Raw genomic sequence first — 10,801 nt, 5'->3', positions numbered from 1 at the left:
GGAATCGGCCGACGAGCGGATGTCGCCCACCAGCACGCGCAACCGGTCCTGCATGCCGTGGATGGCTTGCAGCAGACGACCGATCTCGTCTTGCGAGGTGATCTCGACGGTCGAGGTCAGATCGCCCTCGGCGATGCGCTCGGCCACCTTGACCGCGCGCGCGACCGGCGTGGCGATGCTGCGGGTCGTACGCCAGGCCAGCAGCACGCCGATGGCCATCGCACCGGCCATCAACGCCCCTACCATTACCAGAGCGCGCTTCTGTGACGACACCATCGCCGCGGCGGCTTCAGCGTTCTGCGTCTGGACCAGTTCGATCAGCTTGCCGACCTTCTGGCGCCAAACGACCTCGACGGGCCGAACGGCTTCGGTCAAAGTGTTCGTTGCTTCGACGCCAGCCCCATCCAGGCCCTGTTGCGCCGCGCGCTCGACCAGCGGAATTGTCTTCTTCCCCGCATCGACGATCTCGTCCATGAGCCTGCGTTCGGCCTCGTCCCCCGTGCTGCCGACCAACGCCAGGAGACGAGCCTCGCTCGCCGCGTAGCGCTTCTTGGCCTGGCCAAAGTTGTTCATTTCGTCGGTGATGGCCGTCACATTGGTAAGCAGCGTGACCGTGCGGGCCTGTATGGCCATGCTATTGATGCTTTCGAGCAAGCCATTCGCCAAGGCGAGCTTCTCATTCTTGATCCCGACGATGTCTCGCAGCTGATCGCCGCCAGCACGCATTTGAACAACGCTCAACCCAGCGATGGTCAACAACATGATCAGCAGGCCACCGAACCCAAAGCCCAAGTGTCTGGCCAGCGTCAGTCGAGTCAGGTAGGAAGTAGTCATGTCAATGTCTCAAGAGGACGTCCGCGCCAGTGTGGGAGCCGTCTCGGACTGGGCCGTGTCATGCGTTCACACCACCAGGGCGCATAGAGGAAACCAGCACCCGAAACGAGAAGTAGATGATCGATGTAGCGAAGATCAGCGAGAGGATGGATGCGGCAGCGATACAGGCCTTGACCCAGGTCGTGGCGACGAACACTTGGTCCTCGTTGAGTTTTAGCGAGTGTTGGCGCTCGGCATTCAGCCATTCGGAAAGTGCAGCATGTTCTTGCTGAAACCTCGTCAATTGCTCTTCCGCCTCAGCGGGTCCCACGTGACTTGACGCGTAGATAACCCGCCCGGCCTGAGAGAGATAGCGATCGAGCGGTCCTGTCGGCTTGTCCGGGGAGGAATGACTGCCACGAGGTTTGTCGGCACCCCGTATCGTGGCGAGGCTGTGCAATGCCTGTGCGGCCGCATTTGCTAGTTCCTTGTTCGCGTCCTGGCTACGCACCTCTTCCAACGATGCACTCAGTCTGAACGCGTGAGCGAGCGTGATGATCCGGACTTGCTCGACCGCCAATTCGACCTTGTTCCACTCCCGCATCACCGAGGTGGTCGGGTCGGCAACCCTCGCCAAAACCTGAAGCCAGTGGTTGCCGGCGACCACAATGAAGCCCCACGCCAGTAACGCGCCCATCGCCACAGCAAACAAACCACGGGAAGTCTTGGCTTTCGCTTTCATGGCAAGATGGAAGATGGGTTTGACGACTCAGCGTGCGGGAAGCTGAAACACACCGACCAAATCATGAAGCCGAGTTGCCTGCTCTCGCATGGACTCAGCCGCCGCAGCGGACTGCTCGACGAGTGCAGAGTTTTGCTGGGTCGCACCATCGAGCTGCTCTACCGCACTTCGGACACCCCGAAGGCCTTCAGACTGGTTCTGCACGGTGGTGGACACTGTCGCGATCGTGGAGCTGACTTCGCCGATCCCGCGTACGATCTGCGCCATGGCCTCGCCGGCTTGTCCGGCCAGGCGACTACCGCTGTCGATACGCTCGACGGACGCCTGGATGAGTTGCTTGATCTCCCGAGCCGCGCTGCTGGAGCGTTGCGCCAACACCCGAACCTCGGAGGCGACCACTGCAAATCCTCGGCCGTGTTCCCCAGCGCGAGCAGCTTCGACGGCGGCATTCAAGGCGAGGATGTTCGTTTGAAAGGCGATACCGTCAATGACGCCGGTTATCTCGGAGATTCGGTGCGAGCTGGTTTGAATGCCGTCCATGGTGGAGACGACCGCTGAGACGACCTGCCGACCTGCGTGCGCTGAATCGGAAGCTTGCGAAGCCAACGCATGCGCGTGTTGTGAGGCTTCGGCGCTCAATCGCGCGGCATCGTCAATTTGTTCCATGGACGCCGCAGTCTGCTGGAGACTCATCGCCGCGTTCTCGGTGCGTTGGCTGAGATCTTGGTTGCCCGTGGCGATCTCGGCAGCTCCATGGCGTATTTGGCTCGATGCCTGTTGAATTTGTTGCACCAACTCGCGCAGCCTGTCCTGCATGGTTGAAATCGCCGCAAGCACTCGACCCAATTCATCGCCCCTTGCCTGGGGAATAGGATGCGACAGGTCGCCGGCGGCAATTCTTTCTGTTACCGACACCACGGTCATCACAGGGCGGAGGATGCCTTGGACCGTGCGCCAAAGCACAGCGGCCACAGCTGCTAAGCCGCCCAGCACCAACAGACTCATCGCCAGCGCCTGCATTCGCAACGCATTCGCCCGACCCGACAGCTCTGACTCAACCGAGCCGATGACTTCGGAGGCGAGCACGGTTTGAAGCTTCGACGCGTCGCTGAGAGCTTGGCTCATCTTGTCCAGCGGATAGTTGACATCCTTGGCTGCTGCGGCAAGGGTTGCCTCCACCATTTGCTTTTGCTGGGCCGCCTGATCGAGGACGGGGGCAAACTCTCGTTCCAGACGCACGTCAAGACGCGAAGCCTGGCGAAGATTCAGCATCAGCTGGTCCATCTGGTAGGCATACCTCGAAGCCGCTGAGGACACCGCCCCAATGTCATCCACTGCGGCCGCTACTGCAATAGAGCTCAGCTCGGAGAGCGAGTCGCTGATGCGAGGCCCGATCTGTAGACCTGCGATGATCGAAAAGTAGGCCGTGGCCTCCGGATCCAACAGCAGCTGTGAGTCGGCATTGAGCTCAGCTATCTCATTGAAGACCCTGTCCGACAGGTCCCTGTGTCTTTGCAGCAGCGCCGCAAGAGCCAGGCCCTTGTTGGAGCTGGCTTGCGCCAGCTTTGCAAACGAGTCTTTGAGAGACCTGGCGGCTTCAAGTCGAGCCGTGGTTGCGTGCCTGTCTTCCAACGCCTGCAGGACGCCATCGAACGCGGCCATAGCACGTTGCGCCGCCGCCGCGCGCTGGGTTTCGGCTTCCGGCTTGGTTGCTACTGCTGCAGCGCTTTGGCGATGAGATTGGATGGATGCCACCACCTCCTGCCATGCGCGATTGGCAGGCAGAGCGGACAACTCGTTGTCGACGAAGCGGATGTCGTCCGCATAGCCAATCGCCAATTGAGATGCTGGTAATACGGCCAGCATGGCGCACATGCCCGCGACGATCATCAGGCGGGCGCGCACGCTCATGGTGCGAACGATCGGAGATGGGCTCATCGGGACAACCAGACGCCTGTTAAGAGGAAGTGTGAAGAAGCTTCTTGGCGAGTTTCGGCCGGTCAAAGATGATTCAAAGCCCAGAAAAGGGCGATTGATGTGGCATATGTCGGCAGTGGCATGTCGCAAAACTGTCACGTTCGCTGCCATCGCCGGCGCGGCATCTCTGCCGCCAGGCCCATGTGACAGACGTCATGCTTTCGATCGAAATGGGTCGGCGCCGTGCACCAAGGGGCCCACTGGCCTTCCGAAGCCTGGGGCGCCAGAGATTGCACACGTACGCGGGCTTCGTGAGTTACATACAGTGACAAGCGGTGTCGCCCTGGGAAAGAATTCGGGTTTCCACTTAGCTTGACGTCTGGCTGTTCCAGATTCCGATCATGTTGTTCCGCTCGCTGTCCCGCTCCTTTGCCGTCGTTGTCGCCTGCGCAAGCGCGCTGTGCGGCTCAGCCTCCGCACAAACCAAGGAACTGGCGGGCGCCGGTTCGTCCGCCGCAGCGCCGGTTTACAAGGTCTGGGCCGCGGAATACGCCAAAGTGCGAGGCGGCGAGTCGCTGACTTATGCGGCGGTAGGGTCGAGCGCAGGCATGGCCAAAGTTCGAAGTCGCGAAGTGGACTTTGGCGGCTCGGACATCGTCGGTTCAGCCCAGGAGCTGGAACGCGATGGGTTGGTAATGATCCCCACCGTCGTCACCGGGATCGTGCCTGTGGTCAACCTCCCGCAGGTCTCAAACGCCACGCTGAAGCTGTCGGGCGAGGTACTTGCGGCCATCTTCCTGGGCAGCGTCACGCGATGGGATGCCGACGCTATCAAGGCGCTGAACCCGGGGATGCCGTTGCCTGCCTTGCCGATCCGTCGAGTTGTACGCGAGGATGGGTCAGGCACCACATTTCACTTCACGGACTATTTGAGCCGGGTGAGTCCGGACTGGAAGACGCAGCATGGCGTTGCGAACAAGGTCCAATGGAAGGGCGAAGTGCTGGCCGCCAAGGGCAGCGCTGACGTTGCAAAGACCATTCGCTCGACAGTTGGATCGATCGGGTACATCGACTACAACTACGTGCTCGACGACGGATTGGTCGGCGTTGCGCTACGAAATGCGGACGGTCAGTTCGTTACGGCCGGGCCCGAGGGGTTTCGTGAAGCGGTGTCGCGCAGCGACTGGTACGCAAAAGGGGACTTTCTGAGCTCGATCAGCAACAGCGCTGGCGCGAGGTCGTGGCCGATCACCATGGGCACGTTTGTTGCTGTACCGCGTGTCGCCAAGCAGACGGATCGTGCTGAGCGGGCTCTGAGGTTCATCACTTGGTCCTACCTCAATGGGGACGCGTTGGCACGGGAGGCCAGGTTCGTACCGCTGCCCACTCGTGTCCAGGCCAACGCCTATCGTGAGATCTCCAAGATTACGGGCGCGGCCGGCGAGCCCCTGGGTGCCAAGGTGCTCAGCTCACTGATGAAGTGATGCGCTGGTACAGTCCGCTCGAACGGCAAAGACCTTTGCCCAGGCAGTACTGGCTTCGGAAGGACGAGTGACGATGCGACATGACCACATTGCCCATCACACGGTCCTCATGCGTACGGATGAAGGTGCACGAGCTGCCATCGGAATGATCGACCTTCCTCCGATGCATCGAAGCCTGCTCTTGCTCGTCAATGGCTTCACGCCCTTGCGGGCCCTGGCGGATCTGACCGCCAACGAGGCAGCTCTCCTAGAAGGGGCGCAGACGCTGCTGCGGGCACGCTTGGTTGAGAACGTGGCCCGCGTGGGTGTCGTATGAGACCGGTTGCCTTGATTTGAGGCAACCTGCTTCATTGCCGCTTGAATCAAGGCCTTGCAGTCGCCTCGCACCACTTGTCCACAGGCTTGTGCAACGAAACGGTGAACAAGGCCGCCGGGACAATAGGCGTATGAGGCGCATATAGATAGGAAAGTCGACGCCAGATGCCACCGCATCGGCTGCCTTCGACGTGCCGCAAGCCGGGAAGCACCTCTTCCGCTGATGCCGACCGCACTCCAATTCGGCCACGGCCTCTCAATCGTTGCCGTCATGCGTTTCGATTGTTAGCTGAGCGCCCATCGTCGCGATGAACTCGGTGACGGACATCGGCCTTCCAATGGCGAAGCCTTGTGCATAGTCGCAGCCGATCTCTCGCAGCAGGTTGACTTCAGCCGCGGTCTCCGCGCCTTCCGCCGTTACCGCTAAGCCCATGCCATGAGCCATGCGCACGATGGCAGACAGCATCTCCTGGCGACCCGCATCGCGGTCGGCACCACTGACGAAACTGCGATCAATCTTCAATTCGTTCGCAGGCAATCGGCGCAGGTAGGCCAAAGACGACTGACCGGTGCCGAAGTCGTCGATCGACACGCCCACGCCGAGATCGCGCAAGGCAGCCAGGCGACCGATGGGCTCGGTACCCGTGTCGAGCAGCCCGCTCTCGGTGATTTCGATCCGCAGCCGATCCGGGGTCAAAGAGTGCTCCGACAGAAGAGTTTGAATCATGCTGACGAAGGAGGGGTCGCGCAGATCGTAGGTCGACACATTGACTGCCAACTGAATGCTCGGAAGATGTCGAGACAAGAGTTCGGCGCACTGCGAAAGCATGCAGCGTGTCACGTCCACAATTCGCCCGGTGCTCTCGGCAAAGGGAATGAACTCGGCAGGCGGAATCCAGCCTCGCGTGGGATGACGCCATCTGACGAGTGCCTCGGCGCTGGCGATGGTGTTGCTTCGCAGGCAAAGCTTAGGTTGCAGAAACGGTACCAGTTCGCCGCGTTCGATCGCCTGCTGCAGTTCGGAGAGGAGACTCAAGTGGTCCAGCCTGGCAGCCTCAATCGACGGGCTGTATGCCGCGATGGGAGCGCGAGTCCGCTTGGCCTCGTACAGGGCTTGCTCGGCGCGGCGAATCAGTTCTGGAAGCGTCTCGCCATGCACCGAGCAGATGGCAAAACCAAGTGTCACAGCGAGATCCATGGCATGGCCGTTCCAGGTGAGGCTTTGATCCATGGCCGCCCTGTAGGCTTTGGCACGTTCGGCGGCTGTCTCATGCCCTTTGAGCGGCAAGATAGCCACGAAGGTGCCCCCACCTAGCCTGGCCGCGGTGCCGGCGGGCGCCGCGAGCGCCTGGGCACGCTTGGCCACATGCTTGATCGCTTCGTCTCCGGCGTCAAAACCCAATAACGAGTTGATTGACTTGAGGCGCTCGATGTCGAAGCAGACCAGCACGGTGCGCGACTGACCCGCGGCGGTTTCACGGACCGCCGCCGACTGCATCTCGATGAACCGGTCGCGCTGCAGCAACCCTGTCAGCGGATCGATCTCGATCAGTTCTCTGAGCGCAGCTTCTCGCTGCCTCACGGCACGCGCCAGTTGGTTAAAGGCCTGTCCTATGTCGCCGACTTCGTTTGGTGGACTCTCGGCCAACAGTTGGTCATAGTTGCCCCGGCTGAGTTGACGCGCCGCCCGTGCGACCGCTCTGAGGGGCTTTGCGACACCCCGATAGACCCAAATCGTCAGCGCGAGCGCGAGAAGCCCGCCGACACTCCCCAGGCCCAGTAGAACGGTGCGATCGCGGGCGAGCATTTGATCGAGCTCCGAAAGCCGCTCACTGAGCCGGTCCCTCTCGGTTTCATCGAGGTTCTGGGTCGCGGAGATCAGCATCGACAGTTCAACGTCAACGCGGTCGATGATGGACAGCTTGGCGGCCACGTGGTCGTCCGCTTCAATCAGCTCGGCCGTTTCACGGTACGCGCTGCGATACCGCTGCAGACAGTCCAGCATCAGCGAAAACCCAGGATGTCGATCACCGCGCTCCAAGAGTCGGGCGAGCAGTGCCATCGAACTGTCCAGGCGTCGATGAGCGGCATCGATCTCTGCGTAGACTTGGGGGCGTAGCTCCCGAGGTGCGGCGAGCAGAACGATGAGCTTGCGCGCTCCGTCGTTTGCCTCTTCGTTGACGTTCGAAGTCAGCCACAGCCGCTCGAGATCGGCTGAGCGTAGCGCCGCGATCGTGGCTGACATTTGGCGCACGTGATGCAACGCGAGGCCGGCTGAGGCAACCAGCAGCGCAAACATGACCGTCACCGACAGTGTGAGCCGTCGTGAGAGACTGGGCCTGACCCTCAGCATGGCTCAGGCCGTCATGCACCTGAAGCCACTGCCGCGCATTTGCTGGGCGCAACGGCGAAACCAGCCGAGCCTATGGGCTTGGGTGGTTGCCACGGGAGTGCCCGTGTCTGGCGCGCTTGGCAACCCAACGTGCCGGCGCCCGGCGCATCCCCCATACCGAAGATCGGAGCCAGCGCAGCGGACGCAACCAAGGCCACGCTGATGCCGAGGAGGGTCCACGGCGATATGTCCGTCCCCTGTCGTTCCCTGCGACCGGGCACTTGAACCAAACAGCGGATCACGGCTAACCTCGCATTCTGTGAGATGCAAAGGTTGCTGTTCAACTGGGTTCAACCTTGTTGAGTAGCCCCGCTAGCTTGGCGCTCTGCGCTGTAGCCCGGTAGCTTTGCGTCGCCGACTTTCGCGCGGCTTTGCCCTTCGCAGATGTGTCCGGCCGGCGATTGCCGGCACCTAGAGTTACTGTCGCTGCCGCAGATGACGAATCTGTGACCTCGCGCCACAGCTGAGGCGGCGCGCGTGCATTCGCTCACGGCCCCGTATGAAACGCAAGAGCACCGCAGGCAACCATATACCTGTTGAACTCAGCTCTGCATGCCAACACCGCCCGCCAAGCGGCACAGTAATCTAGCGATCCGAGGGCTGACGCGCAGAGGGTATCGAAAAGGGTCATCTTCGATGACGAAGATCGTCGGGTGAAGCTGGGATCAAGGTTTCCGGGCCCCAGATTGGTGTGCGATCCAGGCGATAGCTGCCATGTGCCCGGCAGAGACGGCCTCGGCTTCTGTGGCGAAGTCATCGAAGTCGGGCCATACCTCCTCGACCTGTCCATCGCTTTGCCGGGTCAGCCGCGCGCACGCAACGAACCGGCCAGCGGGCATTGGCTGGGGCGTTGGGTCGATGTCGTAGCCGCCAAAGGTCTGTTTGCTCGCCACGGGTCCGCTCCATAGGCCTAACTTGGGAACGTAAGCCTGCCCGATCTGAGTCAGCCCGACAACGCCTGTTGGCGGTGGGGCGGCGCCAGAGTGTCTTTTCAGTTGATTCGCAACTCGCTAATATGACAAAGTGATGACAGTTAGCACATCGTGACATGCTTACAGCGAGCTTGCCCACACGCGCAGAAATTTTCGAGGACTCAGCCGTTTACCAGCGTACGACACGAGGTCAGCGCGCGCTTTTGGCCAGCCGCGCGAGGAGCGACACGGTAGACACGCGTCTACTGGCACGATTCAACGGCTATACCGACCTGAGGCGCCTGATTGACTTGTCGCCTGAGTCTGCTGTCGAGATCGTGGCCGCCATTGAGGGACTACTTCGGGATGGCCTCATCGAGCCGGTGAAATCCGAGCACAGGTAGTAGCCCAGTCATAGGTACAGCGGGCAGCCTTCGTCGGCATTGTCTTGGCGCGTATTCCGAGTGTCCATGAGCACCCGTTCCGGTTCGAACTGATCAGCCGCATCAATGGCTTCCTGTCAGTCGTACCGGCAAGCTGCGCATAGTGCCTCGTCCATCTCGACGCAAGCCCGACCTAGCTCCGTCTACAGGCGCTGACTGCACGGGATAGGGTTTGCAAGTGCGGGAGCCTGCGTTGATGCAGCGTCACGGCATCCCGCCCAGCGTTGTCTACGATAGGAAGAACCATCTACGGTCGTCGTTCGCTTGGGCGCAACGCCCCTTCGCGCCGGCCGCACACCACCTTGTTTGACCAGCGGCTTCGCGTACTTACAGACCGACAAGGAAACGCTGGATTTGGACAGCCACCAAGTGGTGGGTTGACGCCGCAGTCGCACCTGCAGATTGGGTTGGACGAGGACGCGCTATGTCGCCCGGACAGTCACACCTAGTGGTTTGAGACGAAGTTGTCCCGCCCAGGCACGCACGAGTCGGCGAGACTGCTCTCGCCCTTGCACTTAGTAAAGCTGGCAGATTTTCGGGCGACGTGAGTCGCGACTCGCGCGAACAACTCTTCCGAAGGGCGACTATTGCCTGGCTCGGGCTGATTGTATCGACCGGCGACGACGACGACCACGAGATCAAGACTCGGGACCACGTACAGACGCTGGCCGCCGTTTCCAAAGGCACCTGCCCAGTCCAGCAGCCGGCCCTCTGCCTCAATTCTGCCTGTACGCCACTGGTAGCCATAGCCCCAGTTTCGCTCCGCAGGCAAATGGCTCGCCAAGGCGTCGCGCAGGTACGCGCCGGAGACGATCTGCCGGCCCGCCCACCGGCCCCCATTGAGCACCAGCCGTCCAATCTTTGCCAGATCGGCTGGCCTCAGCCGCATACCCGCATGAGCCATCACTTGCTTGCTCCGACCGGCGCGCCACTCGAGTGCAGATATACCGAGAGGTTCGAAAAGCGCTTGACGGGCAAATTCCACGAGGGACATTCCGGTGGCTGCTTCGACTATCGCAGAAAGCAGCACCGTACAGCCACTGTTGTAGCGATACTCGGTGCCTGGCGGCCGCCCAACATCGCGGCTCAGTACGTACCCAACCATGTCGTTCGACAGTTCCATTCGAGTCTCGTCGCTGAACAGGGAGACCGCAGCGGACTCCGACCACTGAAGCCCCGCGCTCATCGTAAGCAAGTGGCGGACCGTCAGGCGACGTTTTTGCTGAGTGAATAGCGCGTCTCGATCTGGCAACAGTTGGTGCAACGGGGTGTCCAGCGATGGAATCAAGCCGCGATCGAGCGCGATTCCGACCAGCAGACTCACCACGCTTTTGCTGATCGATCTCATGTCGTGCAAGGTCAGCGCGTCAAACGTCTGCCTGTGAGACCACCAGTCTCCAAGCGGCTGGTCATCGGCTGCAAAATACCGCTGCAAGACAATGGCACCGCCATACTCAATCACGACACCGTGCAGTGAGCTCGCTTCGGCATCTGTAGAGGTGATCAAGCAGTCCCAGCCCAATGACAGGCTCACGCCGGAATCTTCCGCGCCCCCAGAACAGCCTTCGCCAGCAGCGCAGACGGTAGAGGCGAACGCCACAAATATTGCGACAGCGCCGCGACGCCAGTTGTGCATGCTCATGTTGGAGCGCGTCATTTCCTCCATTACTTCATCTTACGTCCTCGTGGAGCCCGGCAAGCCGCTTCTTAGGAGGATTCGCACCGAACCCGACTCACCATCGTTTCTTGAGACACGATCATTGAGATCAAGCGGTCAAGAAGGC

Annotated in this window: 7 protein-coding genes and 1 riboswitch; of the genes, 2 read left to right on the top strand and 5 right to left on the bottom strand. The window is 61.1% G+C overall.

Annotated elements, in window-relative coordinates; all coding sequences use genetic code 11:
* The 3 genes from AACH06_RS29015 to AACH06_RS29005 all read right to left on the bottom strand — a co-directional run.
* Nucleotides 1–654, bottom strand: a 654-nt coding sequence (locus AACH06_RS29015) for a HAMP domain-containing protein (RefSeq protein WP_341429310.1), incomplete at its 3' end; no start/stop codon positions are given.
* 238 nt (nt 655–892) lie between these two features.
* Nucleotides 893–1,555 carry a hypothetical protein gene (locus tag AACH06_RS29010; RefSeq protein ID WP_341429309.1) on the bottom strand — a complete coding sequence of 221 codons (663 nt, stop codon included), beginning with the start codon at nt 1,553–1,555 and terminating at the stop codon, nt 893–895.
* 27 nt (nt 1,556–1,582) lie between these two features.
* On the bottom strand, nt 1,583–3,466 hold the full coding sequence (locus AACH06_RS29005; protein WP_341429308.1) for a methyl-accepting chemotaxis protein: 1,884 nt from the start codon (nt 3,464–3,466) through the stop codon (nt 1,583–1,585).
* 407 nt (nt 3,467–3,873) lie between these two features.
* Between AACH06_RS29005 and pstS the strand changes: the two genes are divergently transcribed.
* The gene (pstS, locus tag AACH06_RS29000) at nt 3,874–4,956 is read left to right on the top strand and encodes a phosphate ABC transporter substrate-binding protein PstS (RefSeq protein ID WP_341429307.1); all 1,083 of its coding nucleotides are present in this window, start codon (nt 3,874–3,876) and stop codon (nt 4,954–4,956) included.
* Between the two features lie 145 nt (nt 4,957–5,101).
* A complete protein-coding gene (locus AACH06_RS28995) occupies nt 5,102–5,272 on the top strand; it encodes a hypothetical protein (RefSeq protein ID WP_341429306.1) in 171 nt (56 codons plus the stop codon).
* A gap of 255 nt (nt 5,273–5,527) precedes the next feature.
* Here AACH06_RS28995 and AACH06_RS28990 read toward each other — a convergent pair whose 3' ends face one another.
* Nucleotides 5,528–7,570 carry a putative bifunctional diguanylate cyclase/phosphodiesterase gene (locus AACH06_RS28990; RefSeq protein ID WP_341429305.1) on the bottom strand — a complete coding sequence of 681 codons (2,043 nt, stop codon included), beginning with the start codon at nt 7,568–7,570 and terminating at the stop codon, nt 5,528–5,530.
* A gap of 392 nt (nt 7,571–7,962) precedes the next feature.
* Nucleotides 7,963–8,049: riboswitch (cyclic di-GMP riboswitch) on the bottom strand.
* Nucleotides 8,050–9,462: 1,413 nt separating this feature from the next.
* Nucleotides 9,463–10,674: a serine hydrolase domain-containing protein gene (locus tag AACH06_RS28985; RefSeq protein ID WP_341429304.1), complete on the bottom strand. Its 1,212-nt coding sequence runs from the start codon at nt 10,672–10,674 to the stop codon at nt 9,463–9,465.
* Nucleotides 10,675–10,801: the final 127 nt, after the last annotated feature.

It is taken from the genome of Ideonella lacteola (genome assembly GCF_038066555.1).
In the GTDB taxonomy this organism is placed as follows: Bacteria; Pseudomonadota; Gammaproteobacteria; order Burkholderiales; family Burkholderiaceae_C; genus Ideonella; species Ideonella lacteola.
Note: the sequence above shows the minus strand (reverse complement) of the source record. Positions and strands in the feature narration are given on the sequence as shown.